The sequence below is a fragment of the Neobacillus sp. SuZ13 genome (assembly GCF_030123365.1).
Classification (GTDB): domain Bacteria; phylum Bacillota; class Bacilli; order Bacillales; family Cytobacillaceae; genus Neobacillus.
Window position 1 is genome coordinate 5,371,855 of the sequence record NZ_CP126107.1, and the last position, 22,785, is coordinate 5,394,639.

At 38.9% G+C, this 22,785-nt stretch carries 17 protein-coding genes; 10 read left to right on the forward strand and 7 right to left on the reverse strand.

The features are described from left to right. The first annotated feature begins 105 nt into the window (after positions 1-105). The gene (locus tag QNH17_RS26515) at positions 106-3,798 is read left to right on the forward strand and encodes a polysaccharide deacetylase family protein (protein WP_283876260.1); all 3,693 of its coding nucleotides are present in this window, start codon (positions 106-108) and stop codon (positions 3,796-3,798) included. Between the two features lie 125 nt (positions 3,799-3,923). On the opposite strand, the gene QNH17_RS26520 is transcribed toward QNH17_RS26515, so the two are convergent. Beyond that, positions 3,924-4,655, reverse strand: a complete 732-nt coding sequence (locus QNH17_RS26520; RefSeq protein WP_283876263.1) for a hypothetical protein — start codon at positions 4,653-4,655, stop codon at positions 3,924-3,926. Between the two features lie 257 nt (positions 4,656-4,912). Here QNH17_RS26520 and ahpC point away from each other — a divergent pair, with 257 nt between their 5' ends. Both ahpC and ahpF read left to right on the forward strand, forming a co-directional pair. Then, the gene (gene ahpC / locus QNH17_RS26525) at positions 4,913-5,476 is read left to right on the forward strand and encodes an alkyl hydroperoxide reductase subunit C (RefSeq protein WP_283876264.1); all 564 of its coding nucleotides are present in this window, start codon (positions 4,913-4,915) and stop codon (positions 5,474-5,476) included. A 14-nt stretch (positions 5,477-5,490) separates the two neighbouring features. Next, entirely contained in the window at positions 5,491-7,020 is a 1,530-nt protein-coding gene (gene ahpF / locus QNH17_RS26530; RefSeq protein WP_283876266.1) for an alkyl hydroperoxide reductase subunit F, read from the forward strand. Positions 7,021-7,080: 60 nt separating this feature from the next. Here ahpF and QNH17_RS26535 read toward each other — a convergent pair whose 3' ends face one another. The 3 genes from QNH17_RS26535 to QNH17_RS26545 all read right to left on the reverse strand — a co-directional run bounded on the left by QNH17_RS26535 (position 7,081) and on the right by QNH17_RS26545 (position 10,155). Beyond that, positions 7,081-7,860, reverse strand: a complete 780-nt coding sequence (locus tag QNH17_RS26535) for a YhfC family intramembrane metalloprotease (RefSeq protein WP_283876268.1) — start codon at positions 7,858-7,860, stop codon at positions 7,081-7,083. A 470-nt stretch (positions 7,861-8,330) separates the two neighbouring features. Next, positions 8,331-9,506, reverse strand: a complete 1,176-nt coding sequence (locus QNH17_RS26540; RefSeq protein ID WP_283876271.1) for a NupC/NupG family nucleoside CNT transporter — start codon at positions 9,504-9,506, stop codon at positions 8,331-8,333. Position 9,507: 1 nt separating this feature from the next. Beyond that, a complete protein-coding gene (locus QNH17_RS26545; RefSeq protein WP_283876273.1) occupies positions 9,508-10,155 on the reverse strand; it encodes an AmiS/UreI family transporter in 648 nt (215 codons plus the stop codon). 473 nt (positions 10,156-10,628) lie between these two features. On the opposite strand from QNH17_RS26545, the gene QNH17_RS26550 reads away from it, so the two are divergent. The 3 genes from QNH17_RS26550 to QNH17_RS26560 all read left to right on the forward strand — a co-directional run bounded on the left by QNH17_RS26550 (position 10,629) and on the right by QNH17_RS26560 (position 12,993). Then, positions 10,629-11,066, forward strand: coding sequence for a LytTR family DNA-binding domain-containing protein (locus QNH17_RS26550; RefSeq protein WP_283876275.1), 438 nt, complete (start codon positions 10,629-10,631; stop codon positions 11,064-11,066). A 14-nt stretch (positions 11,067-11,080) separates the two neighbouring features. After that, entirely contained in the window at positions 11,081-11,509 is a 429-nt protein-coding gene (locus tag QNH17_RS26555; RefSeq protein WP_283876278.1) for a DUF3021 family protein, read from the forward strand. Between the two features lie 179 nt (positions 11,510-11,688). Then, entirely contained in the window at positions 11,689-12,993 is a 1,305-nt protein-coding gene (locus QNH17_RS26560; RefSeq protein WP_283876281.1) for an alpha/beta hydrolase family protein, read from the forward strand. An 86-nt stretch (positions 12,994-13,079) separates the two neighbouring features. Here the strand turns inward: QNH17_RS26560 and QNH17_RS26565 are convergent, their stop codons facing one another. Together QNH17_RS26565 and QNH17_RS26570 are read right to left on the reverse strand one after the other, a co-directional pair. Beyond that, a complete protein-coding gene (locus tag QNH17_RS26565; protein WP_283876285.1) occupies positions 13,080-14,171 on the reverse strand; it encodes a low temperature requirement protein A in 1,092 nt (363 codons plus the stop codon). Positions 14,172-14,387: 216 nt separating this feature from the next. Further along, positions 14,388-14,678 (reverse strand): hypothetical protein, encoded by a 291-nt coding sequence (locus QNH17_RS26570; protein WP_283876288.1) that lies wholly within the window; start codon positions 14,676-14,678, stop codon positions 14,388-14,390. 167 nt (positions 14,679-14,845) lie between these two features. On the opposite strand from QNH17_RS26570, the gene QNH17_RS26575 reads away from it, so the two are divergent. The 4 genes from QNH17_RS26575 (at position 14,846) to QNH17_RS26590 (ending at position 20,670) form a co-directional block, all read left to right on the forward strand. After that, positions 14,846-16,042 carry an MFS transporter gene (locus QNH17_RS26575; RefSeq protein WP_283876292.1) on the forward strand — a complete coding sequence of 399 codons (1,197 nt, stop codon included), beginning with the start codon at positions 14,846-14,848 and terminating at the stop codon, positions 16,040-16,042. Between the two features lie 288 nt (positions 16,043-16,330). Next, positions 16,331-18,547, forward strand: a complete 2,217-nt coding sequence (locus QNH17_RS26580; RefSeq protein WP_283876296.1) for a glycerophosphodiester phosphodiesterase family protein — start codon at positions 16,331-16,333, stop codon at positions 18,545-18,547. A gap of 417 nt (positions 18,548-18,964) precedes the next feature. After that, a complete protein-coding gene (locus QNH17_RS26585) occupies positions 18,965-19,168 on the forward strand; it encodes a DUF3311 domain-containing protein (RefSeq protein WP_283876299.1) in 204 nt (67 codons plus the stop codon). Further along, positions 19,168-20,670, forward strand: coding sequence for a sodium:solute symporter family protein (locus QNH17_RS26590; protein WP_283876300.1), 1,503 nt, complete (start codon positions 19,168-19,170; stop codon positions 20,668-20,670). Before QNH17_RS26585 ends, QNH17_RS26590 begins: the two co-directional genes overlap by 1 nt. 88 nt (positions 20,671-20,758) lie before the next feature. On the opposite strand, the gene nagZ is transcribed toward QNH17_RS26590, so the two are convergent. After that, a complete protein-coding gene (gene nagZ, locus QNH17_RS26595) occupies positions 20,759-22,504 on the reverse strand; it encodes a beta-N-acetylhexosaminidase (RefSeq protein ID WP_283876303.1) in 1,746 nt (581 codons plus the stop codon). Positions 22,505-22,785: the final 281 nt, after the last annotated feature.

The window sequence follows — 22,785 nt, forward strand, 5'->3', positions numbered from 1 at the left end:
AGATGGTCATTTTTTGTCGAAAATTCCTTCCGCTAATTGCAGGACATTATCTAAAATATCAATCTATTAATATAAAACAACACTACACCTATAGGAGGAATCTATGTGAATCGAATTTTCAGGTGGATTATTAGGTCCTTATTTGCTCCTGTCACTGGAAATGCTGGAGCGGTGGCAAGCACACTTGGTTTTTTCTTAGGGTTTTTGCCTTTAGATACTTTACGAATCCCACTATTGGTGGTTCTCTCACTTTTGTTACGTCTAAATATCATCGCCTTATTCCTGGGAACGTTGATTCCTATTTTCATTCCGAAAATGAATCATTTACCCATCCTTGATTTAAGTCGATTAGAAAATACCTGGCTAATTTCGACCATAAAATCGAAAATACAACTTTCACAATCTATTGCACCTGCAGTCCTAGGAGGATTGATTGGTCTTGTTTGCTACTTTTTCTTCCATTGGTTTTACAATTTAGGGTTGAAAAAAAGAGAGAGAAATCAAGACCATGTTTTTCTTGATCCAGCCAAAAGACGCTGGTCCATTATCAAACGAATGAGTGCAGGCTTTGCCGTTTTAATTATTTTAGTGTCGACTATTTTTATCGAAAGCCTTAATACGAACCCAGAGTTTCCAGAACTGCAACTAGATAACAGCGCAGCAAAGAGCGGAATTGAGCCAATTAATACAAGTTTCAGTGAGGCTCAGCTCGCCACTCAGGTTCAAAAAACGACACCTTCCCTTGCTACTCAAAAACAGATCGGGCAGCTGCATCAAAAACAAGAAGTTTATGGTTTTTACGTCGATTGGGACAAAAACAGCCGCACATCTTTTAAAAAGAATATTGATTCGATTACTACTTTAGTACCGGGGTGGCTGCAGCTTACGCATGGGCTTACCCTTAAAACCAGCACGGACAAGTCGATTGTTGACCAGGCCAAAGCACATAATATAAAGATTCTCCCATTAGTCCATAATTTTAATAATAATAAATGGGATGGCGAAGTTCTTCACCGCTTATTTACAACTCCCGGTGCGCAAGATCTTTTTATAAAAAAGATGTTGGACTATGTGAGAACTAACAACTTTGATGGAATCAATATCGACTTTGAGGAAATCAATCCAAATGACAAAGACAATTTCACAAAATTTATGGATAAAGTTTATGAGGCCTTTCATCAAAATGGTCTCATGGTTACACTGGATGTTCCGCCTAACAACAATAGTTTTAACTATGCTGCACTAGCAACAAATGTAGATCGGATGATTGTCATGATATATGACCAACACCATGCCATGAGTAAACCTGGGCCTGTGGCACCAACTGACTGGGTTGAAGAGAACTTAAAACAGCTCAATATTCCTTCCGAAAAATTGATTGTAAGTTTGGGAATCTACGGGTACGACTGGGAGGAAAACTCCAATCAGCCCGCCAAAACAATGACGTTTGACGATATCATGAATTTAGGAATAGGCAACAACCTCCAAATCCATTGGAACAAACAAACAGGAAACCCTTATTTACGATACAAATTAAATGGTAAAAACCATACGGTTTGGTTTTTAGATGGGGCTACCTTTTATAATCAAATGCAGACAGCGATTGATCACGGTTCAAAAGGAATAGCGGTTTGGCGCCTCGGTTCTGAAGATCCTTCCATCTGGAATTACCTGAATAAACCAAAGGAAATTAATGATCCGTCCAATGCCCTTAAAACCTTGGTCAGCCCTCAGCCTGTTCACTTTACAGGAGCTGGTGAGATTTTAAAAATTGCTGCTCAATCAAAAAATGGGAACAGAACGATTCACCTGGATGGACAAGGGATGATTCAAAATGAAACGTATGTTAAATTGCCAAGCCCTATTGTGGTAGAGCGGTATGGTAAACCGTCATCAAAGAAAATTGTCCTTTCCTTTGATGACGGTCCGGATCCAACTTATACACCACAAATATTAGATATCTTGGAAAAGAACCATATAAAAGCAACCTTTTTTATCCTCGGTGAGAACGCGACGCAGCATCCACGACTGGTGAAAAAGATGTTTGAAGATGGTCATGAAATTGGCAACCATACCTTTACCCATCCGAATATTGCAACGATCACACCAGATCAAACAAAGATCGAGCTCAATGCAAATCAGCGTTTGTATCAAGAAATTACAGGACATTCGATGACCCTTTTCCGTCCGCCGTATGCAGCAGATGGGGAACCAAACACAAAGAGTGAACTGGAGCCAATTTGGCGAGCTCAGAAAATGGGTTATACGACAGTCGGTGAATTAATTGACTCGGATGATTGGCAAGGACTTTCTAGCAATGAGATTCTCAAGCGGGTATTGAATCAGCTGCCTGAAGGTAATGTAATTTTAATGCACGATGCTGGCGGTGACCGAACTAACACGGTAAAAGCCTTGCCGATGATAATCAAAGAGCTCAAACAGCGCGGCTACACATTTACCACCATTGGTGATCTTATTGGAAAAAGTGATAGTCAGATTATGCCGGAAGCTAATCAGGACAACCCTTATTTGGTCTATGACAAGGCTGTTTTCAAGGTCCTCCAAGGCTGGCACCTAGGATTAAGCTTTCTTTTCTACTCTGCTATCGTGATCGGAATCCTGCGACTAGTTGTCTTTGTTTTCCTTTCGAGGAAGCAAGTCAAAAGGTATAAAGAGACTGAAATTGACCCTAACTTTACCCCTTATGTCAGTGTCGTGATAGCTGCCTATAACGAGGAAAAAGTTATTTGCAAAACCGTCGATTCAATTTTAGCGAGCGATTACCCAGCGTTTGAAATACTGATTGTTGACGATGGATCAAAGGATGATACCGCGGTTGTCGTGCAAGATACTTATTCAGACCATCCACTCGTCAGATTAATTAAAAAGACCAATGGAGGAAAATCTTCCGCTGTGAATCTTGGGTTTAAAGAAGCGAATGGGGAAATCGTGGTGGCACTTGATGCGGATACACTCATCGCTGACAATGCGATTTCATTGCTAGTGAACCATTTTAAAAATGAAAATGTCGCAGCTGTTTCAGGTAATGTAAAAGTCGGCAATAAGGGGAACCTCCTGACAAACTGGCAGCATATCGAATATGTTACCGGCTTTAACCTTGAGAGAAGAGCCTTCGCTGCCCTCAATTGCATTACCGTTGTCCCTGGTGCGATCGGCGCTTGGAGAAAGACAGCGGTAGAGGAAGCCGGATACTTTCAAGAAGATACCCTCGCAGAGGATACGGATATCACGCTTACTCTGTTACGCCAGGGGAAAACGATTGAATTTGAAGAAAAGGCGTATGCCTATACAGAAGTGCCGGAAGATCTTAAAAGTCTGGCAAAACAGCGTTACCGATGGGTTTATGGAACCTTACAATGCTTATGGAAACATCGCGGGGCTTTATTCAATAAAAAACATAACTCATTAGGTTTTGTCGCCCTTCCAAACATGTGGCTGTTCCAATATATTTATCAAACCATTTCGCCTATTGCAGATTTATTGTTCATTATTGCCCTTTTTAACCCGCATCCTGAAAAAGCGGCGATTGGATTTATCCTATTTTACTTGCTGGATTTCTGTACTTCTCTCTATGCGTTTCGATTGGAAAAAGAAAGTCCAAAGCCGCTCGGTTCATTGTTCCTACAACGAATCTTGTACAAACAGCTGATGACCTATGTGGTGATAAAATCGATCTTCTCAGCCATCAAGGGTGTAACCGTTGGCTGGGGTAAATTAAAGCGCAAAGGCAATGTAACGCAGGATACTTCTATTGTGAAGATGAATGAAAATATGTAAAGACCGGTCTTTCCCATTTGGGGGAAGGCCTTTTTTTTATAGGAAAGCGGCGCGTCTTGACTAGGGACAACCGACTGTTAAAAAAACAAACGGATCACCATCTGTTGGTGACCCGTGTGGGAGAATTACATTTTATTTACGTTGTTTTCTTTTTTATCCTTACGACTCGCTGCCCTTTCTTTTGCGGCTTGAGAAACTGCTTGTCCACGGTTGGTTTTTGTTGCGGTTGCGGTTTTTTTTGTAGTTGCAGTAGTTGCCTTAGAATTGGGCTTCGCAGCTGTAGTCGTAGGTGTTGTTGGTTTTATGCTTGCTGCTGGTTTCGTTGATGTAGCTGGCTTTGTGCTTGTCACCGGTTTTGTTGCTGTTGCAGGCTTTGTGCTTGTTGCCGGTTTTGTGGATGCTGAAGTCTTTGTGTTTGTACTTGTTGTATTCGTTCTAGGCTTTGTTACTGTGCTTGTTGTTGTAGTTCTCGGTTTAGTGGTTGTAGTCGTTGTTGTCGGTGCTTTTGCACTTTTCACTGATACGGTTGTTGCAACGGGTGTTGGTGTTTCACTGGTTGTAGTTTTATAGCTGAGTTTTTTCGTATTTGATTGAACGGCTGTTGCAGCCAGATTGCTATTTTTTAAAGATACTTGGGTAACGGCATTACCATGGTCTTTTACATTCGTTGTTGGTTTCGGAATGTTTTTTTCTACTTGTTTTATAACATCCGCTTTTTCCCTGTCCGCTGATATAGGTAAAGCAATCTCCTTGGCTAATCGTTTAAGAGGTTGCTCAGCCAACAAAGCGTTGGCGACAGAAAACGTAACAGCTCCCGCTACTACCATGGCAAGGGCACCCTTGGATATTTTTTTCATGTTATTCCCCTCGTGTACTTTTTTGTGAATTCATATCAATATTATTCGAACAAGCCCAAATGTCTTATGGGGGTAGCCAGAATTTTACGATTCTATTAAAATGGCTTTTACTTTTTAAAAAATAACCAAATTGAAAAAAGTGAAAGATTCTATTTGACAAAACAATAGGTTTTATATAATAATAGTTACTGAATTAGAATTAATCTAATTTAATAAATTATATAAAATAGATATCCATACTTAGGAGGAAACTGATTATGTCATTAATAGGAAAAGAAGTAAAACCATTCACAGCAAAAGCGTACCACAACGGAGATTTCATCACTGTAAGCGAAGAAAACTTTAAAGGTAAATGGAGTGTCGTTTGCTTTTACCCAGCAGATTTTACATTCGTATGCCCTACCGAACTAGAAGACTTGCAAAATGAATATGCAACGTTGAAAGATCTAGGTGTAGAAGTATATTCCGTTTCAACAGATACGCATTTTACACATAAAGCATGGCACGATAACTCAGAAACGATTAGCAAAATCGAATATATTATGATTGGCGATCCATCACAAAAGATCTCTCGCAACTTTGATGTACTAGACGAAGAAGAAGGTCTTGCACAACGCGGTACTTTTATCATCGATCCTGAAGGTGTAGTACAAGCTGTTGAAATTAATGCAGACGGAATCGGCCGTGATGCAAGCACTCTTGTTAATAAAATTAAGGCAGCACAGTATGTTCGCAGCAATCCAGGTGAAGTTTGCCCGGCTAAATGGCAAGAAGGTTCAGCAACACTTAAACCAAGCCTTGACCTTGTAGGAAAAATTTAAGGAGTACGATGTTCATGTTACTAGATGCAGATATTAAAGCACAGTTATCCCAATATCTTAATATGATGGAGGGTGACATCCTCGTCAAAGTTAGCGCTGGATCCGATGAAGTATCTCGGGACATGTTGCTTTTAGTAGAAGAATTGGCTGCGATGTCTTCTTACATTAAGGTTGAAAAAACAGAACTAGAGAGAACACCTAGCTTTAGTGTAAATCGTATCGGCGAAGATACAGGCATAACTTTTGCTGGTATTCCTCTAGGACACGAATTTACTTCGTTAGTGTTGGCTCTATTGCAAGTAAGCGGAAGAGCCCCGAAGGTTGATCAAAACGTCATTGATCAAATCAAAGCGATTAAAGGTGACTATTACTTTGAATCCTATATCAGTTTAACTTGCCACAATTGCCCTGACGTGGTTCAAGCATTGAACATTATGAGCATTTTAAATCCTGGCATTTCTCACACCATGATTGACGGCGCAGCCTACAAAGAAGAAGTGGAAAGCAAAAACATCATGGCGGTACCAACTGTTTTCCTTAATGGGGAATCATTCGGCAGCGGCCGTATGACACTTGAAGAAATCCTTGCCAAGATGGGCAACGGAACAGATGCAGCAGAGCTTTCCGATAAGGAACCATTTGATGTCCTTGTGATCGGGGGCGGCCCTGCTGGTGCCAGTGCGGCTATTTATGCAGCACGTAAAGGCATCCGCACAGGTATTGTGGCGGAAAGATTTGGCGGCCAGGTTATGGACACCATGGGTATTGAGAACTTTATCGGTACGAAATATACAGAAGGTCCTAAATTAGCGGCAAGTCTTGAAGAACATGTCAAAGAGTACAATGTTGATGTGATGAATTTACAGCGTGCAAAGCGTCTAGAGAAGAAGGATTTTATTGCCGTCGAACTCGAAAACGGGGCTATTTTAAGAAGTAAAACAGTCATTCTATCAACAGGTGCCCGCTGGCGTAATATTGGTGTTCCTGGCGAAACCGAGTTCAAGAACAAAGGTGTCGCCTACTGTCCGCATTGTGATGGTCCATTGTTTGCAGGAAAAGACGTCGCTGTTATTGGCGGTGGCAATTCTGGTATTGAAGCTGCCATTGACCTCGCAGGCATTGTCAATCATGTAACTGTTCTTGAGTTTGCGCCAGAGCTGAAAGCTGATTCTGTCCTGCAAGACCGTCTTTACAGCCTGCCTAATGTAACGGTTATAAAGAATGCTCAAACAAAAGAAATTACCGGTACTGACAAAGTAAACGGAATTTCTTATATTGACCGTGAAACAGGCTTAGTGCATCACGTTGAACTGCAAGGTGTGTTTGTACAGATTGGTCTTGTACCGAATACAGATTGGCTAGGCGAAACCGTTGAACGGACTCGCTTTGGTGAGATCATTGTTGATAAGCATGGAGCAACCACCATTCCTGGCGTGTTTGCGGCGGGCGATTGTACGGATAGTGCCTATAAACAAATCATCATTTCGATGGGATCAGGTGCTACTGCAGCTTTAGGTGCATTTGATTACCTTATCCGTAATTAATTTCTAAACGAAGGGAATTGGCTGAATCCAATTCCCTTTCCTTTTGAAAAATCTATCAAACTATCTTGTCGTATTCGGCAGTATATTTCTCGCTTTTTTAATAAAGACAAATGATAATAACCCGATAATTGCCATATATAACTCAATCACCCATAGGTTTTTAAAATGTCCTGTTTGGAAGAATGCGAGTGGGAAGTCAATTGTTGCATGAATGAGAATTGCATAAATTACATAGGAAAATTTCTTTTTGACGACTGCTATTAATACCAATAAACTAAAAGCAATTTGCAGGAATACAGCAAAAAATCGCTCCAAACTGCCTAATAAATAAAAGGAAACCCCTTGATTTACTATCGTTTCTTTCAAACCTGCCAACTGATCAGCTGGAATACTCCCTGCTAAGGTTGACTCAAAAGTCCCCGAATTAATCATAAAAGCGAAGATCATGTTTTGCACAACCGTCATTAGCACCAACAAAACCGCTTCAGTACCGCCCCAGCCAATTCCAAACGAGATTCCCCCTTTGTAATCATGGAACTTTTTCAGAAGCCAAATAAATAATAGAAACCGTCCCAGTTCTTCAAATAAGCCTGCTGCCATGCCGCCGTATAATCCAAATAACCATGGATAGTCCGCATAATTTGGAAAGTTTGTGATGACAACTACATGCAATACTTTTTCTAAAATCTGTGTTGCGACAACAAACCCAATCGCACCAATGATCACCGGCTTTACAGCAATCCCCGTTTTCTTTCTATAAACCACAATCAATCCGACAAATAAACTAATTGAAACCACAATAGGGATAAACATCGAAATAATCGTTGCCGTACTTACCATTTATATCTCCCCTTTTTTTATATCTGTTAACTTAATTATTATCATTCTTAATAATGATAATAATTTGGATGTCATTTACTGTCAATACTTTTTGAAAAATTCCGAAGTGAAAAAACAAAATCAAAAACTTTTAAAGGAAAAGGCGGCTTAAGTACTTGTGATGACCAAAACTCCTGAAGATAGAAGTAGAAATAGTCATCATGTAGCCCATGATGACCAAACTCCCGCAAGTTTGAAGAAGGAATGGTCATCATCATGGCAATGATGACCAATCCCCCGCAAAATTGAAGAAGCAATGGTCATCATCATGCCCATGATGACCAATCCCCTGCAAGATAAAAGTAGAAACGGTCATCATCAAGCCAATGATGACCAAACTCCCGCAAGATTGAAGCAAAAATGGTTATCATCATACACATAATGACAAAAACCCCGCAAAAATGATGCGGGGCGTGACAGTGTACGTTAGATTATAAGAACAAACCTACAATAGTTCCAGTTAAGACTGAACCCATTGTTGCAACTAACAAAACCTTTAAACCAACCTTAGCTAATTCACTTGCCTTTTCATTATTGATAGCCTGTACCGTTCCTAAGATAATTCCAATTGAAGAGAAGTTAGCAAACGATACCAAGAATGCTGAGACGATACCTACAGTCTTATGAGACATATGAGGGATCATTTTCATAAAGTCTAACATAGCTACAAATTCGTTAGCTGCTACCTTCGTACCCATGACTGAGCCAGCTCTAACAATCTCACTTGAAGGAATACCCATTATCCAAGCGATTGGAGCGAATACATATCCAAGTACGCCAGTGAAAGAAATACCGAAGATTGAAGTGAAAATCCAGTTAACAGCCGCGATCAATCCTACATAAGTAATCAGCATAGCGCCTACGATTAAGGCCGTCTTTCCACCAAGCAATGTCCAGTTACCGATTGCTTCAAAAAGAGACTTCTCAGGAATCATTCCCTTAATATCGATTTCTTCATCTTCCTCTTTCCTTACAGGACAGACAATCGTTGATAGGATAAGTCCAGAGAATACGTTAATTGGTAATGCAACCAATACATACTCCGCAGGAATCATTTGCATATAAGCACCCAGGATTGAACAACTTACCGCAACAAGTGAAGAAGTAACAACAACAAACAAGCGGTTTCCAGAAAGACTAGGTATGAATGACTTAACAGAAAGGATTGCGGAAGTATCACCAAATACCATAGAATTCACCGCAACAAATGATTCAACCTTTGGAAGACCAGTTATTTTACTTACTGCACCACCAATGTATTTAATCGCCAATGGCAATATTCTTGAATAAGTTAAGATACCTAGTAAAGCGGTTACGAATACAATCATCATTAGAACATTGACAAAGAATAAATTCTTTCCTGCAAGATCACCGAAAACAAATGAGATCCCGTCATTCCCGAAAGATAGAACTTTGTTAAAGCCATCTACGATCTTGTGCAGAACTTTTTGACCAATTGAAGTATTAAGCATAAACCAGGCAATTAACAACTGAACGACTGCCATGATACCAATTGCACGATAGTTGATGTTTTTCTTATCGTTTGACATGAACCATGCAATACCTAATAGAATAAGGATTCCAACAATTCCAATTATTATTGACATATTATTTTACCTCCAAAGCATTGATTACTTGAATTACTTGACTGTTATTCTCTTTTTTAGATGAAAGCTTCAATCTGAAAAAACTTATAATAAAATAGACGATAGCTAGAATTAATACATAGGTCCAGATTTGATTAACAATCGGTGTATTCCAAACACCTAAAAAATAAAGGAGCGCTGGTATGGTCAACGTTACCCATGACTGAACAAATGCTACCAATCCAATATAATGGTCAATTTTCTTATTAAGTGCACTTGATAAAAAAAACAGAAACCATAAGAATGCCCACATGGCCCATGTTAGTGCATTGACAACATTTTGAAAGTGAATAATCGATGTTAAGGTATAAACCACCCCAATAATAGCAACCCATAGACTAAACCAACCAAGTCCGCTTCCTTCAAGCCCCTTCCATGAGGTGAATCCAACATATAAATAAGTTAACCCAAATAAGAAAATAGATGCATAATTATAAAGCTCCCAATGGTCTTGGCCCGAAACGATGATTAAATAAAATGGGATAATTATTTGAAGGCTTCCTACAAAAATATTAAAGATACCAACACTCTTGGCGTCTGCTTTTCCTAATAGCATAAAACTGTTTAGAAATAAAACTGCACCTGAAAGAAATAAACCAACATTACTCATATTAATTGCTGTGAAAAATATTTTTCACAACATTCCCCTCCTTAACCTATTCACTGCATTTTCATCTCTAGTTTCTAACACGACTTATTCTCCGTGAGCGCTTTCACTGACAAAAATTACTTTACTAATATAACATATATTTTGAACAAATGTTAAACAACAATTGAACAAAATGTAAATTTATTATTTTCCAGTTTTCTTAAAAATGCCCAATAATTTATATTTAATGTTAATTTTGCAGAATTATTTTTTAAAATTGAAATTTTGTAAAAAATTATATGGAAAAATGTAAAAAATTTTATGACGATTCACTTAGTTTAAAATAGAAGAAGGTTCGGTCACCTAATATATTTTTGAAGTGTTGATTTCAAAGTAATTGATAAAATGTAAATGAAGATGGTAAATAAAGGTGTTATAATGATGTGGTCCGAAGGATAATCCTAAAAATAATTTGAATTTTCGTGGGTGATCAAATGAAAATTTCAATAGAAGAAATAAATAAAGAACTAGCAGAAGAAATCCTCATTAGGTGTCATGAGGTAGATGATGAAATACACGAAATCGTAAACAAGTTGAAAACCGAAGATCTGATTGTACTAGGATACCAAAATGATAGGGTTCACCGTATCAATCTTAGTGATATTTATTATTTCGAGGCCGTTGACGGTAAGGTTTTTAGTTACTGCAAGGATGATGTGTTTGAGGTAAAACAAAAGCTCTATGAGTTAGAGGAATTATGCAAAGAAAAGAACTGTTTTCGTCCGTCCAAGTCCACGATTTTAAACATAGCTAAAATTTCATCTATTTATCCTACCATAAGCGGCCGATTCGAAGCGGTGCTTGAAAACGGGGAACGTGCTGTTGTATCAAGGCAGTATGTGCCTGTCCTTAAAAATAAGCTTGGATTGTAAAGAGAGGGATAAATATGAAGATGTCCGAATTTATACAAAAGATTATGAAGGATTTCTTGATGATCTTCGCATCCATCATCATTATTATTACTATTTTGCGACAAATCTATTATCCCCATATGTCCTTTGATTTAAAGTCGATTTACATCATTATGGGTTTTTCATTTATAAGTACATTCATGGGATTTATTTTGTATTCTCCTCATGAACTAAGTGAGAAGAAACTGCGTATAAGAATGGCCATTCATTTTTTCACTTTGGAAATCGTATTGATTGCCCTGGGCAGCGCTTTTGGTTTTGTGAAAAGTGGATCAGATGGAATCATACTTGCACTGCAAATAGCCATAATCTATACCCTAGTCCGTTGGCTGTCGTGGAAAAAAGATAAAAAAGAAGCAGAAAATATCAATGAAAAACTAAAGGCATTAAAGAGTAGTCAGTAAAATCATAAGGCTGCAGTCGTCTACGACTGATTATTTGGCGGTAAGCTTTCTAGCTTACCGCTCTTTTTTGCATCTTATTTGCCTGTGGATACATCTTACTGTTTTTCTATATACTTCCTTTCAGCGATTTTTTATGATGAGTTCATAAAGAATGACTTTGAAGGAGATGGAGTAACCACATGGGAACTTTATTATTATTGATCGTTTTGATGTTGGAGATTGGTTTTGCAATCTACTGTATCGTAACTAAACAAAACCATAAAAAATTAAAAAATTGGATCAGGATCGCTATATTTATCGCATTTGTCCTGCTCACACTTTCATCGGTGATTGTTTGGAGCTTCCGCTGGATCATGCTTGCCATCCTGCTTTTCATACTAGCCGTAAAGGCAACGGTTTCTCTTATCCGCAACAAAACGAATAACCCAAAGTACAAAACTACTAAAATTGTGTGGAAATCCATTATGGTGATATTGGCATTGGTATTGGCCCTTGCACCTGCAGTAGTTTTCCCACAGCATAAATCACCAAAAGTAACAGGTAAATATGAAGTGGAAACTGCTTCGTACACTTATATTGATAAAAACAGGATAGAGGAATTTACCGACAACGGCGATAACAGATTTGTTAATGTGGAATTTTGGTATCCTAAAAATGTAAAGGAAACATGCCCTCTTTTGGTGTTCTCACATGGGGCATACGGTATTAAAGCAAGCAATAGCTCTACCTACACTGAGCTAGCAAGCCACGGCTATGTAGTCGTTTCTATCGACCATCCCTATCACTCCTTTTATACAGCTTCAGAGGATGGAACGCGAACTTTTATCAATTCAGATTATAACCATGAAATCGAAAATCTCAATAAAGAAGGCTTTTATACGAAGGAAGAAGAATATGGCCTCATTCAAAAATGGATGAGACTGCGAACAGACGACATGAATTTTGTCATTGATACAATCCTTAAAAAAGCCAAAAATGACAATAGCCCAGTTTATCAACAGATTAATACAAAGAAAATTGGTGTATTCGGGCACTCCATGGGCGGCGCAGCAAGTGTTTGGCTAGGCAGAGAACGTAAAGATATAGATGCCGTTGTAAATATTGATGCCCCGTTCTTTAGTGATCTTGTTTATAAAAACGAGATAGCTGATTATGTGGCTAGAGAGGAAGCCTTTACCACTCCACTCCTTAACATATATTCTGACGATGTTTGGGGGCTGCTCGACAGCAACTCTACTTATGTTGCGAACAAACATAATAATGAAAACTTCAAAGATGCCTATACTGTTCATTTCAAAGGGGCAAAACATTTAAGCTTGACCGATTTACCGCTTTTTTCTCCTCTACTTGCAAATATACTGCAAGGCGGAAAAGCCGACATTGATAACTATTACTCTATTGAAACGGAAAATAAACTCATTCTGCAGTTTTTTGACGATGAATTAAAGGGCATTGGTCATTTTACGCCCGAAGAGACATATTAATGACTAAAGGCTGAACTATATACATATAAAATGTATATAATTCAGCCTTTTCTATTTTACCTAGATATTTTTATTAATAAAATAATTTAAGTGGTTGTTAATTTGGCATAGATGATAAAGAACAGGGTTAATTCCCCTATTACCACAAGATATGGTACTACTACTATTAAATTAATAATAAAAAAGACTGCTAAAATCCCCAAAAATAACCCTAAATGATAAATTTTCAATCTGTGGTGTTTATGTCTATATTGGTGGAAAACAAAAGTAGTTGATATGAAATAGAGCAAAACAGAGCAAAAAACGAAATACAGAATAAATGAATAATGGACTTCTTGTAAAAACAATAGTCTAATCGACGCTGCTATCATGCTCAAAGACATTAAAATAAACAGGTGACCGTAAATAATGGTTTGGCCGATTGTTTGTATCGATTTGTCAACTTTCTTCTCCACATTATCGAAATACTGCCACCACATCGCGATTAGCAGGAAAAATGATATGGCCGAAAAGCCTATTGAATTCCAATTTCCTTGTTTAGGTTGAATAACCGCAAGGGTGCTGACAAGTGCTTCACCAAAGAGAATAATGGTAAAAAGACCAAATCGCTCTAATAAGTGCGCCGTATTTGTAGGTACCTTTACTAAATACTTCCGTCCAGATATTGGAACCATCATATCAATAATGATACCCGCATATAACACAGCATAACGAAGCCAAGAATCAAAAAAGAGGGAAAGTAGTGATATAATGATTCCAATCCAAAAATACCTTCCCAAATATCGGGCTGCTATTTTTCGAAATCCCTCTTCTATACGCTGGACAATAAGATATTGGGTCGCTGTCACTGCCCTTAAGCCAATATATCCAATTAAAAAAGAAAGATAATATTGATCAAAATCAACTGATAAGCTTGATGTCATTATTAGGACAAAGAACATCTGTATGATCAAAAATAATCGCTGATGAAATAAATCTTGTCCAAACCGGTTTACAAACAAGGTTTGCCCTACCCAAGCCCACCAGATAGGAATAAAAATTAACACAAACTTAAATAAAAACTCTGTATGGATATATCCATCTTCAACATGAAGTAAAACATGGGTTGCAGCCGCAACAGCCGCCACAAATAACAAATCATAAAAAAGCTCTAACCACGTAACCTTCTTTTCTTCCATGTTGTACTCCTTCCTGTCCCATAATAGATTTAAACTTCTCAAAAAAATTATGTTCTTCATATCCTATTGGTATTGTAACGAATAAAGACGATCATATTTATAAATTCAATGAGATTTAATTATTTCCTCTTAAAAATTAAAAGAGGTCATTCCATTATAAAAATAGCCCCTAACTTTTATAAGTTCGGAGCTAATTATAACAGCATGAAATTAAATTCAGCGTATTCCCACAAATCGTTTATGCTCCTTAATCACCAACTGAATAAATTTTTCCCGCTCCCATTCACTGCTTTTAAGAATCTTAACATTTTCAGGCTTTTTCAAAAAACGCTTTACTTTGTTGTTGTGCCAAATGATGTAATTATATCGAACATCTTTTTCCAAATCGGCAAACCATTCTTCTTCCTTTAACTCATCAATATTTTTTTCAAGCTTTGACTTCGGAGTAGGAATCACTGCTTCTATTAGACCGCCAATCAAATCACCAATTAAATCAACTATCAACATTCCCACTACTCCTTGTCATGAAGATGAATTCGTATAGCAATTAAATAATAGTACTCTAAAGATTGAAAGTAAATATTTAACCGGAACAGCATGCATCCTTGGAGGTTTTTCGATCTTTTTGTAGAATCAATTAAACTCCGAGTTTTATTGAAAGGGGGAATTGTGGATTGGTTACAACCACTGATGACATTGAGAGGTCGGAGCAAACTCCCTTGTCTAAAAAGTTAATCTTATTAATGTCGATCGCCTGTGGGATGGCGGTGGCAAATCTTTACTACAATCAGCCGCTCCTTGCCGACATGGGTCGGACATTCCATGCAACCGCTCATCAAGTCAGCAACATCGCAATGTTCACCCAAATTGGCTATGCTGTCGGGATGTTTATATTCGTACCTATGGGCGACATGCAGGAGCGACGGAAGTTGATTGTAATTTTATTGATCGCTGTAACGCTTTCCCTCATTGGGGTTGCCACGGCCCAAGATCTCCTCTGGATTAACATCGCAAGTTTGGCTGTAGGAGTGACAACGGTAGCCCCACAAATCATCCTTCCCCTCGCAGCCCAGCTAGCCGCTCCCATGGAACGAGGCAAAGTGATTGGCTCTATCATGAGCGGGTTATTCATTGGGATTCTATTAGCAAGAACCATCGCAGGGTTCATTGGCGGAATCCTCGGCTGGCGTACCATGTACTGGCTTGCTGCCGTAATGATGCTGGCATTAGCGGTCATTTTGCGGACATTTCTTCCGAAAAGCTACCCTGAGTTCCGTTTATCCTATCCGGAGCTCTATAAGTCAATCGGGAAATTAATTATGACCCAGCCGATTTTAAGAGAAGCCTCATTAATCGGTGCGATGCTGTTTGGCTGTTTTAGTTTATTTTGGACGTCCCTCTCGTTTTTTCTCGAAGGAGAACCGTATCATTATGGCAGTGAAGTAGCAGGGTTATTTGGATTAGTGGGAATCGTAGGTGTAATGGGCGCACCCATCGTCGGCCGTTTGGCAGACCGATTCAACGCCAAGGCAATGGTGGGTCTGTTAATTGGGATTAGCCTATTATCTTATTTATTCTTCGGTTTTTTTGGAACATCCTTATGGGCCTTGATCGTTGGTGTAGTTCTCTTAGACTTAGGTGTTCAAGGAGCCCAAGTCTCCAACCAAACAAGAATCTATAGTTTAATTCCGGAGGCACGGAGTCGGTTAAATACCGTGTACATGGTTAGTTATTTTCTCGGCGGTTCCCTCGGTTCAAGCCTTGGCGGTTATGCTTGGAACTGGTGGAAATGGCAGGGAGTTTGTTTAACAGGGGGCGTAATGATCCTCATTGCACTCATCATCTGGGCCACCCATCGGACAAAAGAATAAATCGGAAAAGCTTAAATGAACTGTCGTTTACATTTCTACGGTTCATTTAAGCTTTTTTCAACAGGCTTCCATATTGCTTTTTTAAAAGAGTAACAGTTTTTAAAGAGTCTACTGCTGGATCATAGGTAATTTTCCCTGTAAAATAGTTCTAATTTCAATAGGTCATTCTATGAAAAAGGTACTATTTTAGTGTACTTTACTAAAGATTAATACTCTATTAATTGCGACTTTACAATTCTCCTATACTTTTAAATTGAAATACATAATCTTATAGGAGATGAATTGAGAATGAAAAAGAGTTTGATTGCTGGATTAGCTTGTCTATCTCTTGCGGTAACTTCAGGAGCACCTTATGCTGTTTTAGCCCACCCTATTGAAACATCAGCTACTGACAATGGACAAACAACCTTACGTCCTCTTACCTCTGATGTAGCCGTAATCGCACATCGCGGTGCCTCTGCCTACGGCCCAGAACATACACTGACAGCCTATAAGCAGGCTATGACAATGAAGGCTGATTATGTGGAATTCGATTTACAAATGACCAAGGATGGCCAATTGATCGCTTTGCATGATGAAACGCTCGCACGAACAACGAATGCAAAGGAACTTTATCCGGACCGTGCACCTTGGCGGGTAAAGGATTTTACTCTCGAAGAAATCAGCCGTCTCGATGCAGGTTCATGGTTTAACAAAGCTTATCCAGATAAGGCAAAAACAGAATACATTGGACAGCATGTACCGACGCTCGAGGAAGCCATCGAATTTGTTAAAAAACATGGAAATGGCAAAGTCGGCCTTTACATGGAAACAAAAGCACCAAGCGTATATCCAGGAATGGAAGAGAAAGTAATTGAAATCTTGAAAAAAACCAATGTCTTGGATGACAAAAAACTATTTCTTGAATCATTTAGCGAGGAAAGCCTTCGTAAGTTGAAGACTCTTGCACCTAATGTAAAGCTGATTCAGCTTTATTCAGGAGGTATGCTTGCAGGTAAGGATGTATATCAGGAATTCAAGCGAATCTCTGACTATGCTTCTGGTGTAGGTCCTAGTAAGGAGCTTGTTGTTCCGAAGCTTATGGAAGCCGCTCATCAAAACCAGTTTCTCGTTCATCCTTGGACCGTAAATTCTCAGGATGATATGGTATCCTTGCTCTCTCTTGGTGTAGACGGAGAGTTCACAAACAATCCTGACCTGTTGGATGATTTATTGGACAAGCCGTTTATTTCACATGGAGTGGCCAGCGGAGATGTAACCGATTCTTCAGCGATTTTATGGGCACGTACAAACGGAAAAGCTAATGTTAAATTTGAATTATCTACTGACAGCAGTTTTAAAGACAATACGATCGTCAAAACAGGCCATGCTGATGTAGAGGATGATTATACAGTAAATGTAGAGGTCACCGGATTAAAGGCTGATACGAAATATTATTACCGGGCACATGCGGTTTCCAGCATGTATTCTGTGAACGGTTCATTTAAAACCGCACCAGAGGAAAACAGCTTAAAACCAATGACAGTGGTATGGGGCGGAGATACTGGCGGCCAAGGAGAAATTCCGCCATTTAAATCTTTCAAAGCGATGTCATCTTTAGATCCGGACTTCTTCCTGTTCAGCGGGGACACCATTTATGCTGATAATAAGACACCGGCTGTACCTAACCCTCCTTCTCAAACCGTTCAGGATTTCTGGGCAAAATATAAGGAGAACCGCACGGATGCGGGATTACGCGGCCTTTTACAGAAAACAGGAACGTTTGCTATATGGGATGATCATGAAGTGACCAATGACTTTTCAGGTCCTTCCCAGCCGTTGACGTCAAATGGGTTGCGTGCGTTTAAGGATTATTGGCCAATTTCCAGTGAACGCAGTTCAGCGGACAAACTTTATCACAAGTATTCTTGGGGTAATGCCATGGATATGATCATTCTTAACAACCGTGGCTACCGCTCTCCAAACACCATGGCAGATGGGCCTGATAAAACAATGCTCGGCGAAGAACAAGTAAAATGGCTGGAACAGCAGCTTCTCGAATCAGATGCCAAAGTGAAATTTGTAGCGACTTCAGTGCCAATCTCCGTTCCAACCGGAAAGGCAACTGCCAGGGATGGATGGGCAAATGGAAATCAAGTTAACCCTAATGATGTAACAGGATATGAGAACGAGTTCAAAAAAATCTCTGATTTTATTATCGAAAAAGGAATCAAAAACGTTTATTTTGTTACAACCGATGTCCATTTTGCCGAGGTCATCAAATATGATGCAAATCAGGACGGCAAAACAGATTATCACGAATTAATCAGCGGTCCAATCGGAGCAGTGAAAATCCAGCCTGGCACATTGGATCCTACCTTCGGCCCTGAACGCTTGTATGCGGAAGGTAACTTCTTCAACTTCGGTGTGTTCCATGTAGATCCGGCCAAAAATCAAGCAGGCGTGGAAATACGCGATGAAAACGGTAAGATCCATTTCAGCCAAACTTTCCAGCTTGAAGATTAATAAAACTAATGGTTAACCAGGAGACTGATCTCCCTGGTTGTATCATACTCATGAAAGGATCGGGCCACGCCCGGTCCTTTTTGTCGCTTTGTATGATTACTCAGGCATTCTTAATCGGTCTTTACTTTTTAAATAAACCAACCTTTTTTGTAAAAACTCATTCCTATCACGATGATAGTCATTATTTCACAAATGACGGGTTTGACTATGGGAATTAGTAGAACTAGCCCGTACATGATTCTATTAAATAATAGTCCGTTAATTTGAATTTTATAAATTATTAAAAAATTCACTTGTAATCTTCCACCAAAATTGTTACTATAACGTACATGATAAATTATTATTTAAAAATACTATTGGTGTGACAATATTACTATTTGAATATTGCTCAACAATGATCAAACAGGAGGTTCTTACATGGGCAGAAAATTCATGAAATCATTACTAATCATACTCCCATTAATTTCGCAGTTAGTGGTCCTTCCTTTCGTCAATCGAATCGACCCGATTATTTTAGGAATACCTTTTCTTCAATTTTGGCTGTTTTTATGGATCATCCTAACACCGTTATGCACATTAGGAATCTATCAACTCGATAAATCGGAAGGGAGTCTTGACTAATGCAACAGGGAAATTTAACAGCTTTGTTAATCACAGCATTCATTGTCTTAACCGTTGTTTTAATTGGATTTATAGCAGGGCGCAATAAAACAGCGCGAAGCTCAGTAGAGGAATGGTCCGTTGGCGGAAGACGCTTTGGCGGATTGCTAGTTTGGTTTCTAGTAGGTGCAGATTTATATACAGCTTATACCTTTTTAGGACTTACAAGTACCGCCTATGCAGGAGGAAGTCTTGCCTTCTTTGCGATTCCTTATTGTATCATTGCTTATTTTGTTTCTTACTTTTACCTTCCTAAACTATGGAAAGTAGCGAATAAATTCAAGCTGACCACATTAGCGGATTATGCGCGAGAACGTTTTGACAGTAAACTTCTTTCTTCTATTATTGCTATTACCGGCGTATTAATGCTGATCCCATATATTGATTTACAGCTAGCCGGCATTCAAGATACCCTTCAAGTAGCTGGAACAGGTTTTATCAATGTCAAGGTAGTCGTGATTACATCATTCCTGCTAGTTGCCCTGTTTACGTTTTTTAGCGGAATCAAAGGCCCGACCTATACAGCCATCATAAAAGATGTTCTGGTCTGGGCAATTATGTTATTCCTTGTCGTGTCTCTGCCAATTATTCATTTTGGCGGCTGGAGCCCGATGATTGATACCTTTGTCAAGGAATCACCACAACTACTGACGATTCCGACAACTGGCCCGAAAGGCATTCCATGGTTCATGACCGCATCACTTGTTTCAGCCTTGGCACTATTTATGTGGGCCCACGGGGCAACAGGCGTATTCACAGCGAAAAGTGCCGATGCTGTTCGAAAAAATGCGATATTCCTGCCTTTATATAATATCGTCCTAATCCTGGTTATTTTCCTTGGCTTTGTCGCATTCCATGTATTACCGGAAGGAAGCAATCCACGGTTTGCCTTTTTAAATCTGATTCAAGTTTCATACGGCGGGATTGGACAAGGCTTAGCGTATTCAACGATCGCCTTAGCATCGTTAATTCCATGTTCGATAATGGCGATCGGTGCGTCCAACTTATTTGCAAACAACATCTATCGTGATTTAATTAATCCGAATGTAAAGGGAGCCAAATTAACGCTCGTTACTCGTTCGATGGTATTCGTTGTTATTGGATTGGCTTTATTATTTGGCTTGTTATTCCCTACCGCACTCGTATCTTTGCAGCTTTTAGGGGTGTCAGGAATGGTTCAAATTTTCCCAGCCATTGTTGTCAGCTTATTCTGGAAAAATCAAACGAAACAGGCCACAACGATTGGATTGCTCGTCGGTTTGACAACAACCTTTACCGTCTACGCAACAAACAGCGCACATGGAATTTATGAAGGATTTTGGGGATTATCAGCAAACTTATTAACCATTATTCTATTAAATCCATTCTTTGCCGCAAAGGCGAAACATCAAACGAATTCTGTAAAAGAGTTTCTCTTTAATCGATCAAAGTATGTCCAAATAAACCAGAGAAAAGGGGCATAACTTAATAATTGCTTTTAATGTAGTTACACCGTTTGGACCAATACTAGTCCAAACGGTGTTTTTTTGCATGGTTGAAATATACTAACAATTATTTTGTATACTCATCCAGGAGTTTATTTATTGATTGGTTTATTTCCTCTATATTCACATCTTTCACTTGGGCATTATTTATTTCATATTTCTTTTTTAACTTCAAAATTCTACTGACACTTTCATTTATTCTTTGTTCAGTAATTTCCCCTTTTTGGACAGCAATTTTTAAAGAAGAAATGGCTTCCACTATATCGTTATAACCATGTCCAACTAGAATAATATCGCTGCCAGCCTTGACCGATTCAACTGCAGCCCTGCCAATTGTATAATGGTCGATAATCGCCTTCATTGTCATATCATCCGTTATTACAACACCGCTATAGTCCAACTGTTGCCTCAAGATCCCTGTTATTATATTTTTGGACATGGAAGATGGAAAAGTTGCATCCAGTTTGGGCAATAAGATATGGGCAACCATAACAACATCAGCACCGCTATTGATTGCCTGCTCAAACGGGATTAATTCGAGCTCTTTTAGTTGCTGAAGGCTTTTATTCACAATCGGCAGTTCCAGATGGGAGTCAACAGACGTATCTCCATGACCTGGAAAATGCTTAATCGTTGGGATAATGTTTTGCGACTGTATACCTTTAAAGGTTTGAATACCAAGCTTACTAACAATTTCTGAATTATTCCCGTATGATCGATCCCCTATAACCGGGTTATTTGGATTGCTGTTGATGTCCAGTACAGGAGCAAAATCAAGATTGAAACCAAATTCTTTTAACTCCTTCCCTAACATCGTCCCCACATGATAGGAAAACTGAGAATTATTAATTGCCCCAATTTCTTTATTGGTTGGAAAATTAATCAAACCACCCGGGAGCCTGGTAACACGCCCACCTTCTTGATCCACTCCTAATAGAAGCGGCACCTTCTGGTCATTTTCAGACTTGATTTGATTCAAAAGCTGCACGGCTTGTGTTGGGTTTATTAAATTGTCCTTGTAAAAAATAATCCCGCCGACCTTGTATTTCGTTAGTAAATTTTTTGTATTTGTATCCATATTGGTGCCAGTTATACCTGCGATGATCATTTGCCCAATTTTCTCATCTAAACTCATGTCAGCTATGGTCTTTTGCTGGTCAGGTGGGACAGGTTGCTCGGCTTGATTTTTTACTTGTGTATAGACTGAAATATGGTCCACTTTTGGATTCGGCTCCTGCTCGGTTGGTTTTGGTAAGATCCACTTTAACTCTGTTAAAGGGTTAACCTGATAAACAAGAATGATCTGGTCTTGTGTTTCATCTTTATAGTAGCGAATCTGATTAGGTTCGCCGCCTGCCTTCTTGATGTCATTTTGGCGGATTTTTTGTAACTCAGGATTATATGACCTGATATCAGAGACAATTTCACCCAAATATCCTATGACGACATGTCGATTCTTATATTCTTCGTATCTACCACTTGCAGTTTCTGTTGTTTGGTTCGGTTCTCCCCATTTATTATATACTTCCTGCTTCTTAGCCTTACCCGAATCGAAAGGGATACCGACCACTTTTCCTTCCTTTGCCAAGGAAAAAAGTTCATTAATATAGTCATGCAGTTTCTGATTTTTGCTTTCACCTAATTTTGCTGGAGTATTGGGTGAAGGTTCAACGGATTGTTGAGAGTTCTCCGTTGTGGATTGTTTCCCTTTCCTGTCCTTATCAAAAACATAAATAACAACAACTAGAATAATAAGGAAAGATAGGATTGACAAAATAAGTGGTCTCATGATGGATTTTTTACGTTTTGACATAAAAGGATCCCTTTCTTTGGCGAACTTGCCATTTATTTATTGCTAGTCTTTCACCATGGCTTGTTTATCCATTATACCTAAATGGAGCGTTAAAGACTTGCTGTAACATACAATTATGATTCACCTACGTATATTACAGCTTTTTAATGAATCCAGAAACAACGTTTTTACGGAATAGAATTCCAAGGAATGAAGGAGATTGAATCGTGTAATTTAAAGAAATATAAATAATAGGAATCTAATGGGCTATTGCTCCGAATGGGGCTATTATTAAACTATTA

What these genes read in the sequence shown, in the direction of transcription:
- QNH17_RS26520 (WP_283876263.1), bottom strand. Translation starts at nt 4,655, where the DNA reads ATGAAAAAAATATCCAAGGGTGCCCTTGCCATGGTAGTAGCGGGAGCT.
- ahpC (WP_283876264.1), top strand. Translation starts at nt 4,913, where the DNA reads ATGTCATTAATAGGAAAAGAAGTAAAACCATTCACAGCAAAAGCGTAC.
- ahpF (WP_283876266.1), top strand. Translation starts at nt 5,491, where the DNA reads ATGTTACTAGATGCAGATATTAAAGCACAGTTATCCCAATATCTTAAT.
- QNH17_RS26535 (WP_283876268.1), bottom strand. Translation starts at nt 7,860, where the DNA reads ATGGTAAGTACGGCAACGATTATTTCGATGTTTATCCCTATTGTGGTT.
- QNH17_RS26540 (WP_283876271.1), bottom strand. Translation starts at nt 9,506, where the DNA reads ATGTCAATAATAATTGGAATTGTTGGAATCCTTATTCTATTAGGTATT.
- QNH17_RS26545 (WP_283876273.1), bottom strand. Translation starts at nt 10,155, where the DNA reads ATGAGTAATGTTGGTTTATTTCTTTCAGGTGCAGTTTTATTTCTAAAC.
- QNH17_RS26550 (WP_283876275.1), top strand. Translation starts at nt 10,629, where the DNA reads ATGAAAATTTCAATAGAAGAAATAAATAAAGAACTAGCAGAAGAAATC.
- QNH17_RS26555 (WP_283876278.1), top strand. Translation starts at nt 11,081, where the DNA reads ATGAAGATGTCCGAATTTATACAAAAGATTATGAAGGATTTCTTGATG.
- QNH17_RS26560 (WP_283876281.1), top strand. Translation starts at nt 11,689, where the DNA reads ATGGGAACTTTATTATTATTGATCGTTTTGATGTTGGAGATTGGTTTT.
- QNH17_RS26565 (WP_283876285.1), bottom strand. Translation starts at nt 14,171, where the DNA reads ATGGAAGAAAAGAAGGTTACGTGGTTAGAGCTTTTTTATGATTTGTTA.
- QNH17_RS26570 (WP_283876288.1), bottom strand. Translation starts at nt 14,678, where the DNA reads ATGTTGATAGTTGATTTAATTGGTGATTTGATTGGCGGTCTAATAGAA.
- QNH17_RS26580 (WP_283876296.1), top strand. Translation starts at nt 16,331, where the DNA reads ATGAAAAAGAGTTTGATTGCTGGATTAGCTTGTCTATCTCTTGCGGTA.
- QNH17_RS26585 (WP_283876299.1), top strand. Translation starts at nt 18,965, where the DNA reads ATGGGCAGAAAATTCATGAAATCATTACTAATCATACTCCCATTAATT.
- QNH17_RS26590 (WP_283876300.1), top strand. Translation starts at nt 19,168, where the DNA reads ATGCAACAGGGAAATTTAACAGCTTTGTTAATCACAGCATTCATTGTC.
- nagZ (WP_283876303.1), bottom strand. Translation starts at nt 22,504, where the DNA reads ATGTCAAAACGTAAAAAATCCATCATGAGACCACTTATTTTGTCAATC.